Origin of the sequence: Roseomonas sp. CCTCC AB2023176 (assembly GCF_042259275.1) — a bacterium.
GTDB lineage: Bacteria > Pseudomonadota > Alphaproteobacteria > Acetobacterales > Acetobacteraceae > Roseomonas.
Genome location: NZ_CP170086.1, coordinates 1,173,850 through 1,199,046, shown reverse-complemented (window position 1 = coordinate 1,199,046; position 25,197 = coordinate 1,173,850). Strand labels below are relative to the sequence as shown.

The window sequence follows — 25,197 nt, the reverse complement described above, 5'->3', positions numbered from 1 at the left end:
GTGGACGCGCTGCCCCCGACCGGAGCGGATGGCGGTTGCCATGGCGGTCGCGAGACCCTGCAGGCCGCGGCGCGTGCCGCCGGCAAGTCGGTGCAGATGGACCGGCTGATGGCCGACTACCCGCGCGGGCCACATGATCAGCCGCAATCCATGTGCCCGGCCTTCGGGTCGCTGCGCGTCGGTTTGCGGATGCGGCGGGTCGCGACGATCCTCTCGGGCTCGGCATGCTGCGTGTACGGGCTGACCTTCACGTCCCACTTCTATGGCGCGCGCCGGAGCGTCGGCTACGTTCCCTTCAATTCCGAGACCCTCGTCACCGGCAAGCTCTTCGAGGACATCCGAGAGGCCGTGTTGGCCATCGCGAAGCCGGACGAGATCGACGCGGTCGTGGTCATCAACCTCTGCGTCCCCACGGCGTCCGGCGTACCGCTCGAATTGCTGCCGAAGACGGTGGACGGGGTGCGGATCATAGGCATCGACGTGCCGGGCTTCGGCGTGCCGACCCATGCCGAAGCGAAAGATGTCCTCGCCGGCGCCATGCTGCGGACTGCGCGGAACGAGGCGGAAGCCGGCCCGGTCGCGCGGCCACGTGGCGAGGTGCCGGGCCTGCCGACCATCGCGCCGATCGGTGAGCTCTTCCCCGGCGACCCGCCGGGGCTGAGCGCCTTGCTCGCCCCCATGGGTCTCGCGCTCGCGCCGCAGACGCCGGCCCGGGAATGGCGTGACCTCTACGGAGCGCTCGATAGCGTCGCCGTCGCAGCCCTGCATCCGTTCTACACGGCCTCGGTCCGCGAATTCCGTGCGGCGGGGCGACCGGTCGTGGGCTCCGGCCCCGTCGGCGTGGACGGCACGGCCGCCTGGCTCGACGCCATCGGCCGCGCCGCGAACGTGCCGGCCGACGCAGTCGCGACGGCGAAGCAGCGCTTCCTGCCGGTGATCGCGGACGCCCTTTCGGCGAATCCCATCCGGGCACGCGTCACGGTGTCGGGCTACGAGGGATCGGAGCTGCTCGTTGCGCGCCTGCTGGTCGAGGCCGGGGCGGAAGTGCCCTATGTCGGCACGGCGTGCCCGCGCACCGAATGGTCGGATCCCGACCGGGATTGGCTCGAGGCCCGCGGCGTGCACGTGCAGTACCGCGCGTCGCTCGAGCAGGACATGGCGGCGATGCGGGACGTGAAGCCCGACCTCGCCCTCGGTACCACGCCCCTTGTCCAGGCCGCGAAGGAAGCGGGGATCCCCGCCCTGTACTTCACCAACATGGTCTCCGCGCGGCCGCTCTTCGGCCCTGCCGGCGCCGGTTCGATGGCAGGGATCGTCGCGGCCCAGACCCGCGGCGCGGAACGCTTCTCCCGCATGGTGTCATTCTTCAATGGCGTCGGGACGAAGGAAGGTGCGGGCTATGGCTGGCAGACGCCGCCAAAGGACCCGCCAGGCTTCCGCGACCGTATGAAGCGCGCGCGCGAGCTCCGCGCCAAGGCCGAGGAGGCGACGGGAAACTGATGCTCGTCCTCGACCACGACAGGGCCGGCGGCTATTGGGGCGCGGTCTACGTCTTTACCGCCGTGCGTGGCCTGCGCACGGTGATCGACGGGCCGGTGGGCTGCGAGAACCTGCCGGTCACGGCGGTCCTGCACTACACCGACGCACTGCCGCCGCATGAGCTGCCGGTGGTCGTCACGGGACTGGACGAGGACTCGCTCTCCAAGAACGGCACGGAAGCGCAGATGACCCGCGCGAACGCGACGGGTGACGCAGACCTGCCTGCCGTGGTGGTAACGGGCAGCATCGCCGAGATGATCGGCGGCGGCGTGACGCCGCGCGGCAGCAACCTGTTGCGCTTCGTCCCCCGCACGATCGACGAGGACCAGTGGCAGTGCGCGGACCGCGCGATGAACTGGGTCTGGACCGAGTTCGGCGCGAAGAAGAAGCCGAAGGCGCGCAAGCCGCGGCCGGAGGGGGCCAAGCCGAAGGTCAACATCATCGGCCCGATCTACGGCACCTTCAACATGCCGTCCGACCTCGCGGAGATCCGCCGGATCGTCGAGGGCATCGGCTGCGAGGTGAACCTCACCTTCCCTCTGGGTTCACACCTTGAGGATGTGCCCCGGCTGGCCGAGGCCGAGGCCAACGTCTGCCTCTACCGCGAATTCGGCCGGAAGCTTTGCGAGGAATTGGGGGTCCCTTACCTCCAGGCCCCGATGGGCGTCTTCGCCACCACGAATTTCCTCCGCGCACTCGGCGAGATCGTCGGCGTTGACCCGGAACCCTTTATCGAGCGCGAGAAGCACACGACCCTGAAGCCGCTCTGGGACCTCTGGCGGTCGGTGACGCAGGACTTCTTCGCTTCCGCGCCCTTCGCCGTCGTCGCCACAGACACCTACGTTCGGGGCCTCAAGCGGTTCCTTGAGGACGAGATGGGCATTCCCTGCGCCTTCTCCGCGGCGCGGAAGCCCGGCGAGAAGACCGACAACGCAGCCGTAAGGGAAGCGGTGCGGACGAAGCCGGCCCTCGTCCTCTTCGGCTCGTACAACGAGCGGATGTACGCCGCCGAGGTGAAGTCGCGGGCGACCTACATCCCCGCGTCCTTCCCCGGCGCGATCATCCGGCGCCACACCGGCACGCCCTTCATGGGCTACGGCGGCGCGACCTACGTGATGCAGGAATACTGCAACGGTCTGTTCGACGCGCTTTTCCACATCCTGCCGCTCGGCACGGAACTGGATCGCGTGGACCCGACGCCCGCGCGCACGAGCGAGGCGGAGCGCTGGGACGCGGACGCCGTCGCCTTGTTGGACGCCCGCGTCGAGCGTGAGCCCTTCCTGATCCGCATCTCGGCCGCCAAGCGCTGGCGCGAGCGCGTCGAGGCCGAAGCACGCCGCGACGGCGAATCCCGCATCACGGCCGAGCGCGTCGCGAGGCTGTTCGAAACCGTGGAGGCGCTCGCGTGAGGCGCTCCACCCATCCTTCGCCCGGGTTCGCCCGGGCCCACCGTCGTCCGGGGCAGCCACGCCACGGCGATCCTGGCCGCGCAGGACCAGCGCGGCACCCGCGGGCGCGAGCCCGCGATAGAAAGGGTAGCCTGAATGGCTGATGTAGATAGGAGGGACGTGTCGGTATCCGGTTTGACGGAGCCGGAGGCGAGGGAGTTCCACAGCGTTTTCGTGACGAGCTTCCTCCTCTTCACCGTCATCGCCGCGGTGGCGCACTTCCTCGTCTGGCAATGGCGGCCCTGGCTGCCTGGCCCGAACGGATACACCACTTCGATGATCGACGGTCTGCAGACCGTCGTGTCGATGCTGACCTGAGGGGGCCCGGAACATGTGGCGCGTTTGGCTGCTTTTCGATCCCCGTCGTACGCTGGTCGCCCTCGCGACCTTCCTGCTGACGCTGGCGTTGCTGATCCACTTCATCCTGCTCAGCACCGACCGGTTCAACTGGCTGGAAGGCCCGCGTCGCGCGGCGTCGCCGGTCTCGCAGATGTCCCCGGTGCCCGCACCGGCGACACCGGCCCGATAGGCCTGGCTCCGGAAGCCGGCTTGCCGCGGAAGCGGTGGGTCGGACCTTCCGGGACGGCCGCCCGACGACGGACGGGGCCCCCGGCCCTGCCCGTCGTCCTTACCGCCGCCGCGCGGAGATCGCGGTGCCTTTTCGGGAGGGCTCGCCCATGGCGATGCTGAGTTACGAACGGAAGTACCGGGTCCGCGGGGGCACGCTGATCGGCGGCGACCTGTTCGACTTCTGGGTGGGCCCCTTCTTCGTCGGCTTCTTCGGCGTCACGACGCTGTTCTTCACGGTGCTGGGCACCGGGCTGATCCTCTACGGCGCCGCGCTGCAGGGCACCTTCAATATCTGGCTCATCAACATCGCGCCGCCCGACCTGTCCTACGGATTGGCCCTCGCGCCGATCAAGGAGGGCGGGCTGTGGCAGATCATCACGGTCTGCGCGATCGGGGCCTTCGCCTCCTGGGCGCTGCGGCAGGCCGAGATCTCGCGGAAGCTCGGCATGGGGCTGCACATCCCCGTCGCCTTCTCCTTCGCCATCCTCGCCTACGTCACGCTGGTGGTCGTCCGGCCCGTGCTGATGGGCGCATGGGGCCACGGCTTCCCCTACGGGATCTGGAGCCACCTCGATTGGGTCTCGAACGTCGGGTACCAGTACCTGCACTTCCACTACAATCCGGCACACATGATCGCCATCACGTTCTTCTTCGGAACGACGCTGATGCTCTCGCTGCACGCCTCGCTCGTCCTCGCCGCGCTGAACCCGCGCAAGGGTGAGCCGGTGAAGACGGCGGAACACGAGAACACGCTGTATCGCGACATCATCGGCTACTCGATCGGCACGCTCGGCATCCACCGGCTCGGCCTCTTCGCCGCGCTCTCGGCGGGGTTCTGGAGCGCGGTCTGCATCGTCATCAGCGGCCCCTTCTGGACCCATGGCTGGCCGGAATGGTGGGGCTGGTGGCTGAACCTGCCGATCTGGCGCAACGGCTGAGAAGGGGGACACGGAAATGGCTGAGTATCAGAACCTCTTCACCCGGGTGCAGGTCCGCGGACCTGCCTACCAGGGCGTGCCGCTGGCCCGGACCGACGGTCCGCGCAACGGACGGCCGAACTTCTCCCACCTGCTGGGCAAGATCGGCGACGCGCAGGTCGGCCCGATCTACCTCGGCTGGACTGGCCTGATTTCCCTGATCTGCGGCTTCGCGGCCTTCGAGATCATCGGGCTGAACATGTGGGCCTCGGTGGGCTGGGATCCCGTCCAGTTCATCCGGCTGCTTCCGTGGCTCGCGCTGGAGCCTCCGGCACCCGCCTACGGCTTGCGCATCCCGCCGCTGGCGGAAGGCGGCTGGTGGCTGCTGGCCGGCTTCTTCCTGACCGTGTCGGTCATCATGTGGAACATCCGGATTTACCGGCGGTCCCGCCAGCTCGGCCTCGGCACCCACACCGCCTGGGCCTTCGCGGCGGCGATTTGGCTCTACCTCGTGCTCGGCTTCATCCGGCCGCTGCTGATGGGCTCCTGGGGCGAGGCGGTGCCCTTCGGCATCTTCCCGCACCTCGACTGGACCGCGGCCTTCTCGCTCCGCTACGGGAACCTCTTCTACAACCCGTTCCACGGGCTCTCGATCGCCTTCCTCTACGGCGCGACACTCCTCTTCGCGATGCACGGCGCGACCATCCTGGCCTCCGGGCGCTTCGGGTCGGAGCGTGAGGTGGAGCAGGTGATCGACCGCGGCACGGCGCATGAGCGCTGCGCGATCTTCTGGCGCTGGACGATGGGCTTCAACGCGACCTTCGAGTCCATCCACCGCTGGGCCTGGTGGTTCGCGGTCCTCTGCCCCATCACCGGCGGCATCGGCATCCTGCTGACCGGCACGGTGGTGGACAACTGGTACCTCTGGGCGATCAAGCAGGGCTACGCCCCGTCCTATCCCATCTACATGCCGCAGATCATGGATCCGGCAGCCGCCGCGGGAGCCATCCGCTAATGCCCCGGTACACCTTCCTCGGGATCGGCGTGGGCCTCGCGGCCCTCGTCGCCCTCGCCATCGTCCTGCTGACCTTCGAGAGGCCACCGGTCCTCTCGGTGCAGCAGGGCTACCGCGGCACGGGCATGGCGATCGTCTACAACCCGCGTCTCGTCGAGGCGCAGGCCGCGCGCAACGTCCTGCCCGAAACCCTTGAAGCACAGGACGACGAAGGTCCCCGCGCCTCCGAGATCTATCAGAACGTCCAGGTCCTCGGGAATCTCAGCGCCGGCCAGTTCGGCCGGATCATGCAGGCGATGGTCCAGTGGGTCGCGCCGGAGGAGACGACGCCGGGTGGTGGCTGCAACTACTGCCACAATCCCAACAACTTCGCGGACGACTACCCCTACACGAAGGTTGTGGCGCGGCGGATGCTGCAGATGACGCAGCAGATCAACGCGCAGCATGCGAATCACGTGGGGCAGACAGGCGTCACCTGCTACACCTGCCACCGCGGCAACCCGGTGCCGGCGTACAACTGGTCCACGCCGGCGCCGAACCAGCGCTTCGGGAACTTCGCGGCGGTGGACACTGGGCAGAACCGGCCGTCCGCGGCCGCCGGCCTTGCCTCGCTGCCGCTCGATCCGTTCACGCCCTTCCTGCTGAACGACGCACCGATCCGGGTGAACAGCGATACCGACCTGCGCTCGGGCAACCGCGCCTCGATCAAGCAGACGGAGTGGACCTACTCGCTGATGACCCACTACGCCGAGGCGCTGGGCGTCGGGTGCACGCACTGCCACAACTCCCGCCAGTTCAGTTCTTGGGCGGAGAGCACGCCCCAACGCGTCACGGCCTGGTATGCCCAGGGCATGCTGCGGGACGTCAACCGGAACTACATCGAGAACCTGCGACCCGTCTTCCCGGCGAACCGCCTGGGCCCGGCCGGCGAGCCGCTGATGGCGAACTGCGCGACCTGCCACCAGGGGGCGTACAAGCCGCTCTACGGCGCCTCGATGCTGCGGGACTACCAGGAGCTGAACCGGGTGGTGCAGGGCCCCACCGAAGTCCGGCGGCTCGAGCAGTAGCGTGGCGCGATCGCGCGGGAGAGGTTAGGGGATGAACGCTTTGAACCGCCCCCTCCCGCGCGACGCCGAAGGCCGCGTCGCGGCCTCCGAAAGCAAGACGATGAGCACTGACAAGCCGTTTCTGCGGGCCCTGGCGGGCGAGGCTGTATGGCCTCCGCCCGCCTGGCTCATGCGGCAGGCCGGCCGCTACCTGCCGGAATACCGTGCGACGAAGGAAAGCGCCGGCGGGTTCCTGGAACTCTGCCTCAATCCCGAACTCTCGGCCGAGGTGACCTTCCAGCCGTTGCGCCGCTTCGCGCTGGACGCGGCGATCCTCTTCACCGACCTGCCGATGCTGCCCTGGGCGATGGGTCAGGGGCTGCGCTACGGGCAGGGCGGCGCGGAGGGTGTCGGGCCCATCCTCGATCCCGTGCGCGACGCCGCGGCGCTGGCCCGGCTTAACGCCGCCGAGGCAGGCCGCCGCGCGGCGCCGGTGACGGAGACGGTGCGGCGCATCCGCGCTGGCCTCGCCGCGAACCATCCTTCCGTCGCGCTGATCGGCTTCGCCGGCGCGCCCTGGACGACAGCCTGCTACATGGTGGACGGCCGCGGCGGCAGCGGCTTCGCGGAGACTCGGCGGGTTGCCGCCGAGGACCCGGCCTTCCTCGAAGCTGTCGTCGCGACGCTGCTGGACGGCGCCGAATCATACCTCCTCGCGCAGGCCGAGGCCGGTGCCGAGGCGCTGATGCTGTTCGAATCCTGGGCGGGTCTCCTGGCGGATGATCCGGCGGCCTTCGAGCGCTGGATCACGCGCCCGACCGCGAACCTCGTCGGCCGTCTGCGGAAGCGGCTGGGCGCGGGGTTCCCGATCCTCGGTTTCCCGCGGCTGGCCGGTCCCGACAACATCGTGGCGTATGCGCGGGACACGGGCGTGGATGGCCTCGGCCTCGACGAGACGCTCGACCCCGCCTGGGCGGCGAAGGCCTTGCCGGACACGGTGACGCTGCAGGGCAATCTCGACTCCCGCACTCTCGTCGCGGGCGGCGCTGCGCTGGACGCTGCGACCGACCACATCCTAGGCGCGATGCGCGGCCGGCCCTTCGTGTTCAACCTGGGACACGGCATCACGCCCGAAACGCCGCCGGAGAACGTGGCGCGCCTGACGGATCGCATCCGCCGGGGTTGAGGGGTCCCCCGCCGGCGGGCATGGTCCGCCCGCGTCCGGCAGGGGATCGCATGGAACTGAACGGCATCGCGGCGGTGGTCACGGGCGGCGCCTCGGGTCTCGGCGCCGCAACGGCAGCGATGCTGGCGCGCGGCGGCGCGAAGGTCGCCATCCTCGACATGGACGAGGCGCGCGGTATGGCTCATGCCGGCGCAGTCGGCGGCCGCTTCATCCGGACGAACGTGACGGAGGAGGCGGGCGTCGCCGCCTCATTGATCAGGCCGAGGCCGCCCACGGCGTCGCGCGGGTGCTGGTGAACTGCGCGGGCATCGCGCCGGCTGCCCGAACCGTGGGGCGGGAGGGCAACGCGCATTCCCTTGACCTCTACCGCCGCGTGATCGAGGTGAACCTCATCGGCACCTTCAACGTCCTGTCGCAATTCGCCGCGCGCCTGTCGAAGGCCGATCCGATCGCGGGCGAGCGCGGCGTGATCGTCAACACCGCCTCCATCGCGCGGTCCGACGGGCAGGTGGGCCAGGCCGCCTATGCGTCGTCCAAGGCCGGCGTGGTCGGGCTGACGCTGCCCGTCGCGCGCGACCTCGCGCCGCTGATGATCCGCGTCGTGACGATCGAGCCGGGGCTGTTCCTCACGCCGATGCTCGAAGGTCTGCCGCAGGACGTGCAGGACTCACTCGGCAGGCAGGTGCCCTTCCCGAGCCGTCTCGGCCGGCCGGAGGAGTATGCGCGGCTCGTCGCGAGCATCGTCGCCAACCCCATGCTGAACGGCTCCTCCATCCGCCTCGACGGCGCGCTGCGGATGGCGCCGAAGTAGCGGCGCGTCAGGGCCGCCAGAGTGCGCCCTTCCCGCCGGACAGCTCGCGATCCAGGAAGACGGCGGCGCTGATCAGGGCGAGGTGGGTCAGCGCCTGCGGCATGTTGCCGAGCGGTGCGCCGTCCGGCGCAAATTCCTCCGCGAAGAGGCCGAGCGGGGTGGCAAGGGACAGCGCGCCTTCGAAGACGTCCTGCGCCCGGTCAAGCCGCCCCGCGCGAGCCAGGCATTCGGCGTACCAGAAGGAACACGCGGCGAAGGCGCCCTCCGGCCCGCGCAGCCCGTCGTCGCGGCGGTAGCGCCAGACCAGCGGCCCGTCGGTCAGGTCCCGCGTCACGGCGTCGAGCGTCGCGAGCCAGCGCGGGTCCTTCGCCGAGACAAAGCGGACCAGGGGCATGAGCAGCATGGACCCGTCCACGTCGTCCCCGCCGCGGAAGGAGACGAAGTGGCCGCGATCGGCGTCCCAGAACTCCTCCCAGACGCTTTCCCGGATCCGGTCACGCTCTTCCGCCCAGCGCGGGATCGGCGCGGGCAGGGATCGCTTGACGGCCAGCCGCACCGCGCGGTCCAGCGCCACCCAGCACATGACGCGGGAATGCAGCCAATGGCGCCGTGGCCCGCGCACCTCCCAGATGCCCGCATCCGGCTCGCGCCAATGGGCGCAGACGTATTCGACGGTGTGCGTCGCGTTGGCCCAGCCGTCATGGGAGATCGCGTCGCCGTACTTGTTCGCGAGGTAGGCGGCGTCGAGGAGTTCGCCGTAGATGTCGAGCTGGACCTGGTCCTGCGCCGCATTGCCGATCCGCACCGGCCCCGCACCGAGGTGGCCGGAGAGGTGGGCCAGCGCCTCCTCCGCCGGCGGCGCCGCGCCGTCCGGCGCGTACATGATGCGCATGGACCCATCGCTGTCCGTCCGGTCGGCGCGGGCGTGGATCCACCGCATGAAGGCGTTCGCTTCCTCCGCATAGCCGAGCCGCATGAGGGCGTAGACGGCGAAGGAGGCGTCGCGGATCCAGGTCGCGCGGTAGTCCCAGTTCCGCTCGCCGCCCGGCCTTTCCGGCAGCCCGAAGGTCGCGGCCGCGAGGAGCGAGCCGTGCGCGCGCGACGTCAGCAGCTTCAGCGCGAGGGCCGAGCGCGTGACAGCCTCCCTCCAGCGACCTCGATAGGTCGAGTGCCGCGCCCAGCGCTGCCATGCTGCGATCGTGGCCGCGGCCAGCGCCGGCGCGGCGTCCGCCGGGCACGCCGGCGCAGCCTCGTCGGACAGGATGAAGGCGGCGGGCGCGTCACCCGATCGGACGACGAAGTCGGCCGTCGCGTCGCCCCCGGTGGCCTGGAGCGGGACGGTCGCGGTCAGCCGCAGCATCAGGCCGCCGCCTGCGAAGGTGACGCCGTCCGGCCCCGCCCTCGCGCGGGGCACCGCCCGCGCGTAGTCGGGCCGCGGAGTGCAGCGGGTGGTCATGCGGACCTCGCCGCGCGTCGCGCGGACAAGGCGGACGAGGCGCGGCGGTGCGCCGGGTTCGTCGAAGGGCAGGAAGTCCAGGACCTCCGCCGAGCCCTCGGCCAGGGTCCAGCGTGTCACCAGGACGTTCGTCTCGGGGTGGTAGCGCTGCTGGCCGGTGAGCGGCGAGCCTTGCAGCCTTGACTCCTCGATCCCTGCCCCCCCGATCCCTGGGCCCTCGGCAGCCGGCCGGAGGTGCCAGGCACCCCCCTGCGCCGGGTCGAGGAGCGCCGCGAAGATCGTCGGCCCGTCGAAGCGGGGCCAGCATAGGAAGTCCACCGCCCCCGTGTCGGCGACCAGCGCCGCCGTCGCCATGTCACCGATCACGCCATGCGCGGCGATGGCGGGATCGGTAGGCGCGCCGGCGGAGCGCGCCGGCCCTGCCTCGGGCCGCCCCCCGGGTCAGGCGACGGCCCCGGGCGTGATGTCGGCACGGCGTTCCCGCGCGCGATCCCATCGGGGCCCCGATGGGCGTCCGGGCCCCGCTGCCCCGTCCTGGCGTCCTGCGACATCCGCGTCGGAACCGCGGCTGGCCCGGTCCGTTGCCGCGGCGCACCGCGTGACACGGCAGCGTGAGAGGCGCGGCCTGCCCCGGGAATCCGTGACGACGAGGCGCTGGGACCCGCACCGACCCGGGCTGACCCGGCATCCCACGCCTGCTATGGGAACCGGCCGTCGCGCCGCCGCCACCCCGGCCCCATCCTGAAGTCCCGGCGGCCGCAGGATCGAGACGTGCTGACCCAGAAGGCGAAATACGGCCTGCGCGCGCTGGAGGTCCTGGCCACAGAGGCCGCGAGCCTCCCCGGCAAGCCACGCCCCTGCACGACCATGACGATCGGCGAGGTCGCCGAGCGGGCCTGCGTCCCGCACAAGTTCCTCGAGGCGATCCTGCTGGAGCTCCGGCGCCACGGCTTCGTCGAGAGCCGGCGCGGCAAGTCCGGCGGCTATTCGCTCGCCCGCCCGGCGGATCGGATCGGGGTGGGCGACGTGATCCGGGCGCTCGACGGTCCGCTCGCGCCGATTCCTGCGCCAGCCTGACGGCCTACCGGCCCTGCGCGGACTGCGCCGACCCCGCGACCTGCGCCATCCAGCACCTGATGCGGAGGGTCCGCGACGCCACCGCCGCGATCCTCGACGGGACGACCCTCGCGACCCTCGCGGCGGCCGAGCAGTCCGGCGAGTTCCGGCGGATGGTCGAGGAGCCGACCATCCTCGAACTCACGAAAACGTGATATCCTACCAACTTTGTAGGAGTTATCGTCGCGCCAGGACGCCATTGAGGAGGGTGCCTTGAGCGACACCGAACCGCGTCAGTCCCCGCGCATGCCGCCGCCGCCGGCCCTCCTGGAGAACGAACCGGGCCGGAGCGACCTGTCTATCATCGCACGCCTCCTGGCCACCGGTATTCCCGAGGAGGCGCCGAACCCGCCCCCGGCGCGGACGGGCGAGGTGACCCGCCGGGTCCTGCTGGGAACGGCTCTGGCCGGGGCGCTCGGGTCGGAGGCCCGGGCCCAGTCCGCAGGGACGCTCACGCTCCTCAACGTCTCCTACGACCCGACCCGGGAGTTCTACCGGGACTACAACACGGCCTTCGCTGCCCGCTGGACCCGGGAGAACGGGGGACAGCAGGTCCGGGTCAACACGTCGCATGGCGGGTCCGGCCGCCAGGCGCGCGCCGTCATCGACGGGCTGCAGGCCGACGTGGTCACCCTCGCCCTCGCCTACGACGTGGACGAGATCGCCTCCCGCGGCCTCATCGCGACCGACTGGATGGGGCGGCTGCCGAACAACTCCGCCCCCTACACCAGCACGATCGTCTTCCTCGTCCGCAAGGGGAACCCGAAGGGTCTCCGCGACTGGGGCCAGCTCTTCCAGCCGGGGATCAGCGTCATCACGCCGAACCCGAAGACCTCCGGCGGGGCGCGCTGGAACCACCTCGCGGCCTTCGCCTGGGCGAAGCGGCAGCCCGGCGGCTCCGAGGCGACCGCGGAGGCGGCTCTGACGCAACTCTACCGCAACGTGCCGGTGCTCGACACCGGCGCGCGGGGCTCGACGACGACCTTCGCGCAGCGGGGCCTCGGCGACGTGCTGCTGGCCTGGGAGAACGAGGCGCACCTCGCGATCCAGGAGTTCGGGGCGGACAAGTTCGACATCGTCTACCCCTCCGTCTCCGTGCTGGCCGAGCCGTCGGTGGCGGTCGTGGACCGGCTGGCGGATCGCCGCGGCACGCGTCCGGCGGCGGAGGCCTATCTCCGCGGCCTCTACACGGCGGAGGGCCAGGCCCTCGCGGCGAAGCACTTCTACCGCCCGCGGGATCCGGCGATCCTCGCCGCGAACGCCGCGCGCTTCCCCGCCATGCAACTGGTCACGGTGGACGAGGAGTTCGGCGGCTGGGCCCGCGCGCAGGCGACGCATTTCAACGATGGCGGGCTGTTCGACCGCATCTACCGTCCCGCGCGCTGAATGAGCGCGAGCCTCGCGCTGCCGGCGCCGCTCACCCGGTCCCGTGCGGCGGGGCTGCCGGGCCGTGGCCTGACGCTCGGCGTCACGCTCGTCTGGCTCGGCGCCATCGTCGTCCTGCCGCTGACGGCGCTGACCATCCGGCCCTGGGAACTCGGGCTCGGAGGGTTCTGGCGCTCCGTCACGGACGAACGCGTCCTCGCATCGCTCTACCTCTCCTTCGGGGCGGCGTTGCTGGCATCGCTGATCAACCTGCCGCTGGGGCTCGCGATGGCCTGGGCGATCGTGCGGCTGCGCTTTCCCGGGCGGGCGATCCTCGACGCCGCCGTGGACCTGCCCTTCGCCCTGCCGACGGCGGTCGCGGGCATCGCGCTCGCCGCGATCTTCGCGCCCAACGGCTGGCTTGGCGCGCCGCTGATCGCGCTGTTCGGCTGGAAGACGGCCTTCACGCCGACGGGCGTCGTGATCGCGCTGGCCTTCGTCGGGCTGCCCTTCATCGTCCGGACCGTCGAACCCGTCCTGCGCGACATGTCGCGCGACGCGGAGGAGGCGGCCGCCACGCTTGGCGCCACCCGGGGGCAGACCCTGCTGCGCGTGGTCCTGCCCGCGCTCCTGCCGGCCCTGCTGACGGGCTTCGCCCTGGCCTTCGCGCGGGCGGTCGGGGAATACGGCTCCGTCATCTTCATCGCCGGCAACCTGCCGATGGTGAGCGAGATCGCGCCGCTGCTGATCGTCATCCGGCTCGAACAGTTCGACTATGCGGGGGCCGCGGCGATCGGGCTCGCGATGATGCTGCTCTCCTTCGTCATCCTCCTCGCGCTCAACCTGCTCGGGCGCCTGCTGCGGCGGGGAAGCCGATGACCGACCGTTCCGTCCCCTTCGTCCCCGCGACGGAGGATGCGCCGTGGCTGCGCTGGCTCGTCGCCGGCCTGGCCGTCGCGACCGCCGTCGTTCTCCTGCTTCTGCCACTCGTCGCGGTCTTCGCCGAGGCGCTGCGCCGCGGCCTGCAGGTCGCGTGGGACGCGATCCGGGAGCCCGACTCCCTCGCCGCCATCCGGCTGACCCTCATCGTCGCCGCGATCACCGTGCCCGTGAACCTGGCGGGCGGCGTTGCGGCGGCCTGGGCGGTAACGAAGCTCGACTTCCCGGGCAAGCGATTCCTCGTCACCCTGATCGAACTGCCCTTCTCTGTCTCCCCTGTGATCGTCGGCCTGTCCTTCGTCCTGATGTTCGGCGCGAGCGGCTGGCTCGGCCCCTGGCTCTCCGCGCGCGACATCCAGATCATCTTCGCCCTGCCCGGCCTCGTCGTGGCGACGATGTTCGTGACCTTCCCCTTCGTCGCGCGCACCCTCATTCCCCTGATGCAGGAGCAGGGGCGGGAGGAGGAGGAGGCCGCGGCGACCCTCGGCGCCTCCGGCCTGCAGACCTTCCTGCGCGTGACGCTGCCGAACGTGAAATGGGCGCTGCTCGCCGGCGTCCTGCTCTGCAACGCCCGGGCGATGGGCGAGTTTGGTGCGGTATCCGTCGTCTCGGGTCACGTCCGGGGGGAGACGAACACGATGCCGCTGCACGTCGAGATCCTCTACAACGAATACCAGTTCGCGGGTGCCTTCGCGGTCGCTGCCCTCCTCGCCCTCCTCGGCCTCGTGACGCTTGCGGCGAAGGCGCTTCTTGAACGATGGTCGGGCATCCGCCCCGGAGGCCACGCATGACAGCCGCCGTCGAGATCAGGGACGTCGCCCGGAACTTCGGCAGCGCCATGGCCCTGCGCGGCGTTTCGCTCGACATCGCGCCGGGCGAGTTCGTGGCGCTCCTCGGGCCGTCCGGCTCCGGCAAGACGACCCTGCTCCGGATCCTGGCGGGGCTGGAGGGGATGGATTCCGGCACGGTCCGGGTCGGCGGGCGCGACATGATCGGCGTCCCGGCGCGCGAGCGGGGGGTCGGCGTGGTGTTCCAGCACTACGCCCTGTTCCGCCACATGACCGTCTTCGAGAACGTCGCCTTCGGGTTGCGCGTGCGTCCGCGCACCTCCCGCCCCACCAGGACCGAGGTGACGGAGCGCGTCCGGGAACTGCTGCGCCTCGTGCAGATCCCCGAGCTGGAGCGGCGGCTGCCGGGCCAGATCTCCGGCGGCCAGCGGCAGCGAGTGGCGCTCGCCCGGGCGCTCGCGATCGATCCGCAGATGCTCCTGCTCGACGAGCCCTTCGGCGCGCTGGATGCCCTCGTGCGCAAGGACGTGCGGCGCTGGCTGCGGGGGCTGCACGACCGCCTCGGCCTGACGACGGTGCTCGTCACGCATGACCAGGAGGAGGCGATGGAACTGGCCGACCGGATCGCTGTCATGGGGGCCGGCCGGATCGTCCAGTGCGATGAGCCTGCGGCGCTGCTGCGTGACCCCGCCACGGCCTTCGTCGCCGGCTTCATCGGCGGCGCGACCGGCCTGCCCTGCACCGTGTCCGGCGGCGTTGCGCGCTTCGGCGCGATGCCGATCGCGCCGGTGCGGCTGGCCCTTCCGGATGGGGAGGCGACCGTCTTCGTACGCGCGCCCGACGTGCTGGCGACGGCCGATGCCGGGCCGCAGGGCTTCGCCACCATCCGCGCGGTGCGACACGACGTGGCGGGGCCGCCGCAGGTCGTCGCCGATCTCGGCAGCCTCATGCTGGAAGCCACGGCGGCCGCAGCCTTCGCGCCCGTGCGGGGCATGGCTTGCCACCTCGTGCTGGCGGGCGGCTTCGCCTTCACGCCCGACGGTCACCGCGCCCTGGTCGCCGCCGCAGCCCCGGCCGAGGTCCGCCGCGCCCCCGCCTACACCGACTGACCCTGCCCGTCCCGCCGGGCATCGCCGCGTGGGCCGACGTCCGGCCCTGCCTTGGCACCGACCCGCGCACGCGATCGCCGAAGCGAAGCGGCGGCCCGACGGATCCGCTCGCACCATCCAGCCTGTACCGACCGAGCCGCTGCCCGGAACCGCGTCGCCAACGTGTTTGACAGCGAACGGCGTTCGGGAAATACGCTCTCGGATGCGTGAACGGCTGGCCTGTCGTCGTGGCGGGTCACGAAGCTGGAGACCCCCATGTCACCGCCCCGCAGCCTCAGCCCGCACCTGAAGCGGCTGGAAGCCGAGGCCATCGGGATCATCCGCGAGACCGCTGCCTCCTTCCGCAATCCCGTCCTCCTCTACTCCATCGGCAAGGACAGTTCGGTCGTCCTGCACTGCGCGATGAAGGCCTTCGCGCCGGGACGCATACCCTTTCCGCTGCTGCACATCGCCACCGGCTGGGACTTCCGCGCGATGCTGGAGTTCCGAGACCGCCGCGCGGCGGAACTCGGCGCCAACCTGATCGTGCACACCAATCCGGACGGTGTCGCCCGCGGGATCGGGCCGCTGTCGCACGGCTCGCAGGTCCACATGGACGTCATGGGGACGCAGGCGCTGAAGCAGGCGCTGGACCAGTACGGCTTCGACGCTGCCCTCGGCGGCGCACGCCGCGACGAGGAGAAGGCGCGCGCAAAGGAGCGCGTCTTCTCCCACCGCGCGCCCGGCCATGTCTGGGAACCGCGCGGGCAGCGCCCGGAACTCTGGGGCCTCTACAACACCCGCATCGCGCCGGGCGAGACGATGCGCGTCTTCCCGCTCTCCAACTGGACCGAGTTCGACATCTGGGACTACATCGCGGCGGAGGACGTGCCGGTCGTGCCCCTCTACTTCGCGGCGGAGCGACCCTGCCTGCGCCGCAGCGGCGCGATCATCATGCGCGACGACGACCGCATGCCGCTGAACCCCGGCGAGCAGATCGAGATGATGTGGGTCCGCTTCCGTACCATGGGCGACTGGCCGCTGACGGGCGCGCATGAGAGCCGGGCGGAGACGCTGGACGAGGTGCTGGACGAACTCCGCCTGTCCCGCGTCTCCGAGCGCCACGGCCGCCTGATCGACAACGACCAGGAGGCCTCGATGGAACGCAAGAAGCGCGAGGGGTACTTCTGATGAACGCACCCGGCGACGCCGCCACGCTCGCCGTGCCCCGCCCGGCCACCGCGTCGCACACCCTGTCGCGAGGGCTGCTACGGATCCTCACCTGCGGCTCGGTGGACGACGGCAAGTCCACGCTGATCGGCCGGCTGCTCTACGACAGCCAGATGATCATGGAGGACACGCTCGCCACGATCACGAAGGACAGCCGCAAGCACGGCACGGTCGGCGAGGATGTGGACCTCGCGCTGCTGGTGGACGGGCTTGAGGCGGAGCGGGAGCAGGGCATCACGATCGACGTGGCCTACCGCTTCTTCACGACGCCGAAGCGATCCTTCATCGTCGCGGACTGCCCGGGGCACGAGCAGTACACGCGGAACATGGCGACGGGGGCCTCCAATTCGGAGACCGCGATCATCCTCGTGGATTCGCGCAAGGGCCTGCTGACGCAGACGCGGCGTCACTCCACCATCTGCTCGCTGCTCGGCATCCGCCACGTCGTGCTGGCGGTGAACAAGTTCGACCTGGTGAACTTCGACCAGGCGGTCTTCGAGCGGATCGTCGGGGAATACGCGACCTTCGCGGCGAGCCTCGGGTTCCGGACGATGGTGCCGATCCCGCTCTCCGCGCGGTTCGGGGACAACGTCACGGCGCGCTCGGGCAATACGCCGTGGTACCGCGGCCCCTGCCTGCTGGAACACCTGGAAAGCCTGGTGGTCGAGGAGGAGACGGCGGCCGCCCCCTTCCGTTTCCCTGTACAATGGGTGAACCGGCCGAACCTCGACTTCCGGGGCTTCTCCGGCAACGTCGCCAGCGGCTCGATCGCCAGGGGCGATGCCGTGGTCGTCGCGGCCTCCGGCGTCGGCACCACCGTGGCCCGTATCCTCGGGCCGAACGGTGACCAGGACTACGCCACGGCCGGGGATGCCGTGACCATCTGCCTCGCGGACGAGGTGGACGTGGCGCGCGGCGACGTGCTCGCCCCCGCGGCGCAGCGGCCGGCGGTCGCGGACCAGTTCGCGGCGCACATCCTGTGGATGGACGACGAGCCGATGCTGCCCGGGCGCCAGTACCTCATGCGCCTTGGCAACAGCTGGACCTCGGCCTCGGTCACGTTGATCAAGCACCGCGTGGACGTCACGACGGGCGAGCACGCGGCGGCCACGAAGCTCGGCATGAACGAGATCGGCTTCTGCAACCTCGCGGCGTCCCGCCCCGTCGCCCTCGACCCCTACGAGGAGAATCGCCTCACCGGCGCGTTCATCCTCGTGGACCGGTACACGAACCGGACAGCCGGCTGCGGCATGATTGCCTTCCCGCTGCGGCGCGCCACGAACGTCCATACCGAGCGCTTCCTCGTGGACCGCAGCGCCCGGGCGGCGGCGCTCGGGCAGAAGCCGCTGGTGCTGTGGTTCACCGGCCTCTCCGGCTCGGGCAAGTCGACGGTCGCGAAGATCGTGGAGCAGGAACTGGTCCGCCTGGGCCGGCACACCTACGCGCTCGACGGCGACAACCTGCGCCATGGGCTGAACAAGGACCTCGGCTTCACCGATGCCGATCGCGTGGAGAACATCCGCCGCGTCGGCGAGGTGGCGCGGCTGATGGTGGATGCGGGGCTGATCGTGCTTTGCTCCTTCATCTCACCCTTCCGGGCGGAGCGCGCGATGGTGCGGGAGATGCTGGGCCCCGGCGAGTTCTTCGAGATCTTCGTGGACACGCCGATTGAGGAGTGCATCCGGCGCGATCCGAAGGGGCTCTATGCCCGCGCGCTGGCCGGGCAGATCGCCAACTTCACGGGTGTCAGCTCGCCCTACGAACCCCCGGAGGCGGCGGAACTGGTCCTGTCCGGCGGGGGCGCGACGCCGGAGGATCTGTCGCGGCGCGTGCTGGACTACCTGGACCGGCTGCAGGCCGGGTAAGTCCCTCGGATGTGGTTTCGCCCGATGATCGCGTCGTCCTTGACCTTGGTCCTTGCCACGGTTCTGACCGCCGCCGTGCCCGCGGCAGCCGACGAAACCTGCCCCTCCGCCGCCTTGCGGGCGACAACGCAGCCGACGACACGGCCGGGCCATGCGCGGCATTTCGCCGCCCGCTATACCGCACTGGAACGAAGCCTGGCGTCGGGTCGCTACGACGTCCTCATGCTCGGGGACTCGCACGTGCAGCTCTGGCCTCAAGCCGAGGCAGAGCGGGCATTCGGCAGCACGCGCATCCTGAATGCCGGCATATCCGGAGACAGGACCGGGTCTCTGATCCACCGCCTCGAATCGCGCCGCACGACGATCAATGCCGACGGCCGACGGCTCGAGACGGGGGTGAGCGGCTGGGAGAACCAACGGCCGAGGTTGGTGTTCCTCCTGGTAGGTGGGAACGATGCGTTGCGGGGGGAGCCAGCCTGCGCCGTCGTCGCCGGCGTGGAGGCCGTGATCCAACGCATCCGGGCCTTGTATCCCGATGCTCGCCTCCTTGTATCAGGCCTGCTGCCCCGAGGACCACGGCTGGATGCCTTTCCTGCCGCGGCGGATGTGAACCGTCTCCTGCGCGTCGTGATCGACCGGCAGGCGCCGCGAGTGCGGTTCGTCGATCTCGGCGCGTCCCTGGGCTGTCCTGCGGAAGCACCGTGCGACCTGCTTCGGCCGCCGAACCACGGACACATGACGGCGGAGGGTTACCGGCGTGTGTCGGAAACGCTGCGAGCGGCCGTCAGTGACGTCGTGCCGTGATGTTGGAATCCTCACCGTCCGGTATGTCACCGTGCGATCACGAGTTGACGACAGTCGACGTTCAATCAGGAGGTGACTCCATGAGCCAAGCAAGCGCTCCACCCGGAAGGCTGCCTAGAGAGCCCCGGCCTGACCCACGCGCCGTCGCGAGGCAGGACACGCAGGCCTACATCGAGGAGTTCATGACGTCGGCACGGCGCTTCCCGGGCCGTCCGCGGGTCCTTGCGGACGCGCTGCAGAACGTCACGATTGACGGCCTTTTCCTCGAGTTCGGCGTGGCTGCCGGCACGTCCATCCGATTTCTCGCGGCTCGGACGGACAAGCGCGTCTATGGCTTCGACTCGTTCCAGGGTCTGCCCGAGGACTGGCTTCCCGGGGCGCCTAAAGGGCAGTTCCGACAAGAAGCCCTGCCCGAGGTGCCCGAGAACGTGGAGCTTGTCGTGGGGCTGTTCGACCAGACCCTGCCGCGCTTCCTCGCGTCGCATCCCGGGCCGATCGCCTTCCTGCATGTCGATTGCGACCTGTACTCATCGACCCGGACGATTTTCGAGCTGTGTAGCGAACGCATTGTCCCGGGCACCGTCATTGTTTTCGACGAATACTTCAACTACCCGAATTGGCGCGAACATGAGTTCAAGGCATTCCAGGAATTCGTGGAGGCTCGTCGGCGCCGCTATGAGTATCTCGCGATGGCACCGGACCGCTTCCAGGTTTCCGTCCTGATCCGGGATTGAAGGATGGTTCGGCTTCGGGCGGCGCAATCCGTGAAAGTGTTTCCGCTAACCCCGTTTTGCCGTTGACGATCCCGCCGAGTTCGTCGTTGCGCCGGTTCGGAACCTGCGCCATGATCGCGGGCGCGTGAACGGGTTGCGGGCCCGGGAGACCTCATGATCTTTCGTCGCCGGAATACGGCTCTACAGCTGATTCGTGAGGCTGCGTCTGGCGGTCGGGACGTGGTGGTGGCCCGCGTCCCCGCCGACGCTACGGAACTGCCCCCGGAGATCGCGGAGCGCCTGACGGAGGAGGAGCAGGTCGCCTTCGCTCATTATGCCGTCGTGTCGGCTGACGTCACGGCGGCGCGCCGGCGCGTCGAGGCGCACTCCCTCGCCGAGCACGCATCCGCTGCCGTCGAGTATTACACCACGTGTGAGGATGGCGCCGAGCGTGCGGTCTTGCGTGCCGGTTTGACAGAAGCACTCGCGATCCTGCGTCGTGCGCTTCGGACAGAGGCGGAGCAGACGACCTGAGTGGAGGCCGCGATGGGCAGGGCGTCTGCGTGCCCTCGCTGAAGGAAGGTTGCCATGCCTGAACCCGTGCGACTGGTGATCTGGGACCTGGACGAGACGTTCTGGAGCGGCACGCTGACCGAAGGCGGTATCCGCTACAATCAGGCTGCCCACGACACCGTCATCGAACTGTCGAAGCGCGGCATCATCTCCTCAATCTGCTCCAAGAATGACTTTGCTCCGGTCGAAGCTCTCCTCCGGGAGCGTGGGATCTGGGAGTACTTCGTCTTCCCGAGCGTGAACTGGGAGCCGAAAGGCCCCCGGATCGCCGCATTGATCGAGGCCATCCAGCTGCGGCCCGAAACCGTACTGTTCGTGGACGACAATCACCTGAATCTCAAGGAGGCGCAGCACTTCGTTCCTGGGCTGCAGGTCGCGGCCGAGACCTTCGTGCCCGACATGCTCGCCAGCCCGCTCATGAAGGGCAAGGACGATAGGGCGCTCACGCGCCTGAACCAGTACAAGCTGCTTGAGAAGCGCAAGGCCGACGAGGTCGCCGCGGCTGCGGAGCAGGGCGGCAGCAACATCGCCTTCCTCCGCTCCTGCAACGTGTACATCCGCGTCGAGCGGAACATCGAGAAGCATATCGATCGCGCCATCGAGCTGATCAATCGCACGAACCAGCTGAACTTTACCAAGTTGCGCCTGCCCGAGGATCCTGACGCGGCGAGGGCCGAGCTCCGGCATCAGCTGGAGCACCACATGGTTCAAGCCGGGCTCATCGAGGTGTCGGACAAGTATGGCAACTATGGTTATTGCGGCTTCTATATGCTGCGATCCTCGCCGGACGGAAACCGCCTCGTCCACTTCTGCTTTTCCTGCCGCATCCTGAACATGGGCGTCGAAGGCTGGACCTACCAGCGCCTTGGGCAACCGGACCTCGCGGTCCGCGGGGCCGTTCTCTCCGACCCTGTCAACGCTGCGCCGGTCGACTGGATCACGCTCGTTGAAGGAAGCGAAACGTCGGCAGCGCAGCCGTCGTCCGCCGCCAGGTTCACCACGGTGGCGGCTCGCGGGGGGTGCGTGCTCATGCCCTTGATGCATTATTTCGGCATGTCGTCGCCCCGCATCGTCGGCGAATTCAACATCATCCGCGACGGGATCACGGTGCGGCTGGACCACACCCTTCCCTTCCGACACGCGCTGGAAGGCATTCCCCAGTCGGCGATCGAGACATTCAAGCTCCTGGGTTACCGCGAAGAGGATTTCCGGACCGACTTCTTCGCCCATGCGGGCGAACGACCGATCTACGTCTTCAGCAACTGGGCCGACCTCGGCGCTGCCCTGTTCCGCCACAAGGCGACGGGGGTTGTCATCCCATTCAAGCTGCCGCCGCGCGGAAAGCTTCAGACGAAAACGATGCGTCACGCGGCCTTCTACCTCAAGGAACTGTTCGAGCCGGCGCCGCCCTACGGCGAAGAGGAAGTGAAGGAGAACTTGCGCGCCATCTTCTCGCGCGTGCCGCCGCAGGGCCGCCTCTTCGCGCTCCTGGCCGTGGAGCGGCACACGAACGCATCAAATATCGAGCGGGTCGTGCCTGCCCGCGTCAGGCTGAACCGGTGGACGACAGAGGTCGCGCGGGAGTTCCCGAACGTCACGACCCTGCGGATGGAGGATTTCATCCAGCAAGCGTCCGACGTGAAGGAGGATCCGGGCTTCGGACACTTCGACCGGATGGTCTACCTCCGGGTCTATCAGGATATTGTCGCCCGGATGGCCGATCCCGGATCGCCGAAGGCCGTGGCCTAGCGGGCATGATGGCCGTTCGGACCTGAACAGGAAGAATGAGCCGCGCCCAGGCGGTCATGGATGACTAGTGTTGTTCCCATCAGGATGTCGTGGAGAAGCCCATGCCGGCCAGCAACAAGACCAGCCCTGCAGACGTTCGGGAGCGAAGCAACTACCTCTCGCAGCGCGCGAGGGTCCTCCAGGCCGAGCTAAAGGATCTGCGCGAGGAGAAGCGCCAGATCACCGAGGCGTTGCGGTCCTTGGCGGACAAGGTGAGCCCGGAGGCGAAGGTCATGAAGCAGCGGAGGATCTACGTGTCCGTGCGGCCCGTGGAAGCCAAGGCTGAGCTGGACGCCGTCGTTGCCGAGCGCCGTAAGTTGGCGAGAACGTAGAGGCAGGGCACCTGATCACGCGCCGCACGGAGCGGGTTCGGCTGGGCACGGGCGCCGTGCCCTCGCCGAGAAAGCTTCGTGACGTGCACTCGCAGGCCAGCCCGGTGGAACGCCTCCGTCGGTGTTGTTCAACAAGGAATTTTCCATGTCTGAGGCCATCGTGGCGAGCGACGAGGATGGGGAGTCGAACGAGCTCTCATCCACCCACGCCCTGCCGCCTTGCCCGGACGACGTGCCTGCGGAGCATGTAGCCCTCTGGCACGTCCTGATGCGCGTCTTCGGCCGCACGCCCCACCCGAATGAGGTGGCGCTGTGGGGCCGCAAGCTGGACCGCGGCCTCAAGGCGACGGCCTTCCTCGAACAGCTCGTCGCGAGCCGCCGCTTCGTCGAAACCAAGTTCGTCCGGACGAAGAACCCCCCCGGGCACTTCTTCTCGCCCGTCGTGGACCCCGACGAGGTGCGCGACTACGTGGGGCGCGAGCGGCTCGCCGGTCCCGACGATCTCGCCGGCATCGCCTTCCCTCTCCACGAGATGGAGGCGTTCTGGACCGGCAACCGCGACTTCATCGCCGCGACACCCTTCACGCAGGAGCGCAGCCCGGAGAACCGCTACTTTTACGGTGGCGGCCCCTACAACTACGGCGACGCGATCACGCTCCGCATGATGATCGGGCATTTCCGGCCGCGCAGGGTCATCGAGATCGGGTCCGGCTTCTCCTCCGCCTGCATGCTCGATGCGGCCGACCACGCCGGGCTGGAACACTTCCACCTCACCTGCATCGAGCCCTATCCGAAGCGCCTCCGCTCCGTGCTCCGGGACACCGACTGGCAGGGGCGGGTGACGCTGCACGAGCGCGGCGTCCAGGGCATGCCGCTCGACGACTTCGCGGCCCTGGAAGCGGGCGACATCCTCTTCATCGACAGCACCCACGTGATGAAGACCGGCAGCGACGTGCACTACGAACTCTTCCACATCCTGCCCGTCCTGAAGGCCGGCGTCGTCGTGCACATCCACGACTGCCGCTTCCCGCTCGAATACTCGGATATCCAGATCTTCCAGAAGAACTACAGCTGGAACGAAGCCTACGCCGTGCGGGCGCTGCTGATGTACAGCACGCGGTTCAAGGTGATCTTCTCCGGCAGCCTCTTCGCGCGGGAGCGTGAGAGCATGATCCGCGAGGTCATCCCGACCTATCTCCGGAACCCGGGCAGCGCCCTCTGGCTCCAGGTCAGGTAGGCAGTCCCAGGGGCGGATCCGTCCCCGGCCGGTCACCCGGCGGGCGTCACCGTGCGCTCTGGCCGACCATCCTCGCCAGCGGCGCGGGGCATGTGACGCCCGGCGCTGCGCGCGGCATGGGCCGCCTGCCGCAACAGGCGCTCCGCGCCCCGGTCGTCGCCGACCGCGACCCCGAGGGCCGCGAGGGTCTTCGCGGCCGCGCCCGCCTCCAGCGACCACACCGGGACGGGCGCATGGACGATCAGGCGCCTGAACGCCCGGGCCGCACCAGGGATGGACGCGGATGCACGGCCGGAGAGCAGCGCCGCCCTGGCCAGGGCCGCTTCATGCGGGCTCAACGCGCTCGCTGCGGCCGGCGGCGAAGCCTCCTCCGCCGACACGGCCGGCCAGGCCGCGCGCGGCGGGGGCGGACCGTCCAGCCGGAACACGGCGGCCTCCACCTCGACGGACGGCTCCGTGTCCACGCCGCCTTCCTCCTCCGCCCGCAGCGCGAAGCACCGTCCGATGACCGCAGGGGCGAGCGATGTGACGACGTGAACGATCGTCCGTTCACCGGGATCCGACACGAAGGCCCGGCTGGGTGAATCGCGCCGCTCCTCTGTCCCCGAGGAGATGACGAGGTCGCCAAGGCAAGCCGCACCGTTCATCGCGATACCGAGGAGGGCGGCCTCCCCGCCCGGGTCGAAGGACGCGGCCGACCGGGGCGTCACGCGCAGGTACCGCTTCGAGACGAGCGAGGTCGAGCGCTCCACCCACTCGCCCTCGGGCGCGCCCGCCGCCGGCACCACGCGGTAGGGAGTGGCCGGGAGAGGCGCGGAGGCATCGCCCGGCACCGCCTGGATCGCCGCAGCGAGGCGCTCCGCCACGATCAGCCGGAGCGGCCAGGCGATGTGCTGCGGGTCATCGAGGACCAGCTCGGATGGGAACCGGTGGTCCCTGACGAGGACCTCAGCCAGCGATACTGCGTCGAGGACCGGGATGCCGCGGTCCCGGCAGAAGGCCAGCCGCCGCGCGCGAAGCGCCGGCGCGACGCCCGCCGCGTTGGATTGCGGGAGCAGAAGAACGATGACGCCGCGACGGCCCGCGAGCAGCCAGTCGAGCGACTCGAACAGCATTCCCTCGAGGATCTCGTCCATGGCGGGGTCCGCGGCGCGCGCCGCATCGTTGACGAGCGTGTCGACGACGACGTGGCTCACTCCGTCGAGGCAGGTCTCGGCGAGGACGTAGGGCAGCAGGACGCTCGGCGTCGCGCCGACGCCGGCGACGCGCAGGTCGAGGTCCGGGCGCAGTGCGCGCAACAGCGACGGATAGCCGTCCCGCCGCACGGTGTTCGACGTGCCGATGATGAGGCAGGCTGCGGACACGGGCACT

General features: G+C 69.7%; 24 protein-coding genes and 1 pseudogene. 23 read left to right on the top strand and 2 right to left on the bottom strand.

Annotated features, from left to right (window positions below; genetic code table 11):
- The 9 genes and pseudogenes from bchY (at position 1) to ACE7GA_RS05960 (ending at position 8,532) form a co-directional block, all read left to right on the top strand.
- Positions 1 to 1,500 (top strand): chlorophyllide a reductase subunit Y, encoded by a 1,500-nt coding sequence (gene bchY, locus ACE7GA_RS06000; protein WP_376097049.1) that lies wholly within the window; start codon positions 1 to 3, stop codon positions 1,498 to 1,500.
- Positions 1,500 to 2,948 carry a chlorophyllide a reductase subunit Z gene (bchZ, locus tag ACE7GA_RS05995; RefSeq protein WP_376097046.1) on the top strand — a complete coding sequence of 483 codons (1,449 nt, stop codon included), beginning with the start codon at positions 1,500 to 1,502 and terminating at the stop codon, positions 2,946 to 2,948. Before bchY ends, bchZ begins: the two co-directional genes overlap by 1 nt.
- 159 nt (positions 2,949 to 3,107) lie before the next feature.
- Positions 3,108 to 3,305 (top strand): light-harvesting antenna LH1, beta subunit, encoded by a 198-nt coding sequence (gene pufB, locus ACE7GA_RS05990; protein ID WP_376097043.1) that lies wholly within the window; start codon positions 3,108 to 3,110, stop codon positions 3,303 to 3,305.
- A 13-nt stretch (positions 3,306 to 3,318) separates the two neighbouring features.
- The gene (gene pufA, locus ACE7GA_RS05985) at positions 3,319 to 3,516 is read left to right on the top strand and encodes a light-harvesting antenna LH1, alpha subunit (protein ID WP_376097040.1); all 198 of its coding nucleotides are present in this window, start codon (positions 3,319 to 3,321) and stop codon (positions 3,514 to 3,516) included.
- A 148-nt stretch (positions 3,517 to 3,664) separates the two neighbouring features.
- Positions 3,665 to 4,495: a photosynthetic reaction center subunit L gene (pufL, locus tag ACE7GA_RS05980; RefSeq protein WP_376097037.1), complete on the top strand. Its 831-nt coding sequence runs from the start codon at positions 3,665 to 3,667 to the stop codon at positions 4,493 to 4,495.
- A 16-nt stretch (positions 4,496 to 4,511) separates the two neighbouring features.
- Positions 4,512 to 5,489: a photosynthetic reaction center subunit M gene (pufM, locus tag ACE7GA_RS05975; RefSeq protein ID WP_376097034.1), complete on the top strand. Its 978-nt coding sequence runs from the start codon at positions 4,512 to 4,514 to the stop codon at positions 5,487 to 5,489.
- Positions 5,489 to 6,556, top strand: coding sequence for a photosynthetic reaction center cytochrome PufC (gene pufC, locus ACE7GA_RS05970; RefSeq protein WP_376097031.1), 1,068 nt, complete (start codon positions 5,489 to 5,491; stop codon positions 6,554 to 6,556). The genes pufM and pufC overlap by 1 nt, the downstream gene beginning before the upstream one ends.
- A 100-nt stretch (positions 6,557 to 6,656) precedes the next feature.
- Positions 6,657 to 7,721: a uroporphyrinogen decarboxylase gene (hemE, locus tag ACE7GA_RS05965; RefSeq protein WP_376100119.1), complete on the top strand. Its 1,065-nt coding sequence runs from the start codon at positions 6,657 to 6,659 to the stop codon at positions 7,719 to 7,721.
- Positions 7,722 to 7,771: 50 nt separating this feature from the next.
- Positions 7,772 to 8,532: pseudogene (locus ACE7GA_RS05960) on the top strand (SDR family NAD(P)-dependent oxidoreductase).
- A gap of 7 nt (positions 8,533 to 8,539) precedes the next feature.
- Here ACE7GA_RS05960 and ACE7GA_RS05955 read toward each other — a convergent pair.
- On the bottom strand, positions 8,540 to 10,369 hold the full coding sequence (locus ACE7GA_RS05955) for a glycoside hydrolase family 15 protein (protein ID WP_376100117.1): 1,830 nt from the start codon (positions 10,367 to 10,369) through the stop codon (positions 8,540 to 8,542).
- Between the two features lie 390 nt (positions 10,370 to 10,759).
- Between ACE7GA_RS05955 and ACE7GA_RS05950 the strand changes: the two genes are divergently transcribed.
- The 14 genes from ACE7GA_RS05950 (at position 10,760) to ACE7GA_RS05885 (ending at position 23,826) form a co-directional block, all read left to right on the top strand.
- Complete coding sequence (locus tag ACE7GA_RS05950; RefSeq protein WP_376097028.1) at positions 10,760 to 11,065, top strand: RrF2 family transcriptional regulator; 306 nt, start codon at positions 10,760 to 10,762, stop codon at positions 11,063 to 11,065.
- 59 nt (positions 11,066 to 11,124) lie between these two features.
- A complete protein-coding gene (locus ACE7GA_RS05945) occupies positions 11,125 to 11,259 on the top strand; it encodes a hypothetical protein (protein WP_376097026.1) in 135 nt (44 codons plus the stop codon).
- 58 nt (positions 11,260 to 11,317) lie between these two features.
- Positions 11,318 to 12,490 (top strand): sulfate ABC transporter substrate-binding protein, encoded by a 1,173-nt coding sequence (locus tag ACE7GA_RS05940; protein WP_376097023.1) that lies wholly within the window; start codon positions 11,318 to 11,320, stop codon positions 12,488 to 12,490.
- Complete coding sequence (gene cysT, locus ACE7GA_RS05935) at positions 12,491 to 13,348, top strand: sulfate ABC transporter permease subunit CysT (RefSeq protein WP_376097020.1); 858 nt, start codon at positions 12,491 to 12,493, stop codon at positions 13,346 to 13,348.
- Positions 13,345 to 14,199, top strand: coding sequence for a sulfate ABC transporter permease subunit CysW (gene cysW, locus ACE7GA_RS05930; protein WP_376097017.1), 855 nt, complete (start codon positions 13,345 to 13,347; stop codon positions 14,197 to 14,199). Before cysT ends, cysW begins: the two co-directional genes overlap by 4 nt.
- On the top strand, positions 14,196 to 15,305 hold the full coding sequence (locus tag ACE7GA_RS05925) for a sulfate/molybdate ABC transporter ATP-binding protein (protein ID WP_376097014.1): 1,110 nt from the start codon (positions 14,196 to 14,198) through the stop codon (positions 15,303 to 15,305). Before cysW ends, ACE7GA_RS05925 begins: the two co-directional genes overlap by 4 nt.
- A gap of 255 nt (positions 15,306 to 15,560) precedes the next feature.
- The gene (gene cysD, locus ACE7GA_RS05920) at positions 15,561 to 16,475 is read left to right on the top strand and encodes a sulfate adenylyltransferase subunit CysD (protein ID WP_376097011.1); all 915 of its coding nucleotides are present in this window, start codon (positions 15,561 to 15,563) and stop codon (positions 16,473 to 16,475) included.
- On the top strand, positions 16,475 to 18,379 hold the full coding sequence (gene cysN / locus ACE7GA_RS05915) for a sulfate adenylyltransferase subunit CysN (protein WP_376097008.1): 1,905 nt from the start codon (positions 16,475 to 16,477) through the stop codon (positions 18,377 to 18,379). The genes cysD and cysN overlap by 1 nt, the downstream gene beginning before the upstream one ends.
- Positions 18,380 to 18,418: 39 nt before the next feature.
- Complete coding sequence (locus tag ACE7GA_RS05910; RefSeq protein ID WP_376097005.1) at positions 18,419 to 19,183, top strand: GDSL-type esterase/lipase family protein; 765 nt, start codon at positions 18,419 to 18,421, stop codon at positions 19,181 to 19,183.
- An 80-nt stretch (positions 19,184 to 19,263) separates the two neighbouring features.
- Positions 19,264 to 19,917, top strand: a complete 654-nt coding sequence (locus tag ACE7GA_RS05905) for a class I SAM-dependent methyltransferase (protein WP_376097002.1) — start codon at positions 19,264 to 19,266, stop codon at positions 19,915 to 19,917.
- Between the two features lie 153 nt (positions 19,918 to 20,070).
- Positions 20,071 to 20,430, top strand: coding sequence for a hypothetical protein (locus tag ACE7GA_RS05900; protein ID WP_376096999.1), 360 nt, complete (start codon positions 20,071 to 20,073; stop codon positions 20,428 to 20,430).
- Between the two features lie 54 nt (positions 20,431 to 20,484).
- Entirely contained in the window at positions 20,485 to 22,218 is a 1,734-nt protein-coding gene (locus ACE7GA_RS05895) for an HAD-IIIC family phosphatase (RefSeq protein ID WP_376096996.1), read from the top strand.
- Between the two features lie 101 nt (positions 22,219 to 22,319).
- Complete coding sequence (locus tag ACE7GA_RS05890; RefSeq protein ID WP_376096993.1) at positions 22,320 to 22,589, top strand: hypothetical protein; 270 nt, start codon at positions 22,320 to 22,322, stop codon at positions 22,587 to 22,589.
- A gap of 145 nt (positions 22,590 to 22,734) precedes the next feature.
- Entirely contained in the window at positions 22,735 to 23,826 is a 1,092-nt protein-coding gene (locus ACE7GA_RS05885) for a class I SAM-dependent methyltransferase (RefSeq protein ID WP_376096990.1), read from the top strand.
- Between the two features lie 32 nt (positions 23,827 to 23,858).
- On the opposite strand, the gene ACE7GA_RS05880 is transcribed toward ACE7GA_RS05885, so the two are convergent.
- The gene (locus tag ACE7GA_RS05880) at positions 23,859 to 25,196 is read right to left on the bottom strand and encodes a hypothetical protein (RefSeq protein ID WP_376096987.1); all 1,338 of its coding nucleotides are present in this window, start codon (positions 25,194 to 25,196) and stop codon (positions 23,859 to 23,861) included.
- Position 25,197: the final 1 nt, after the last annotated feature.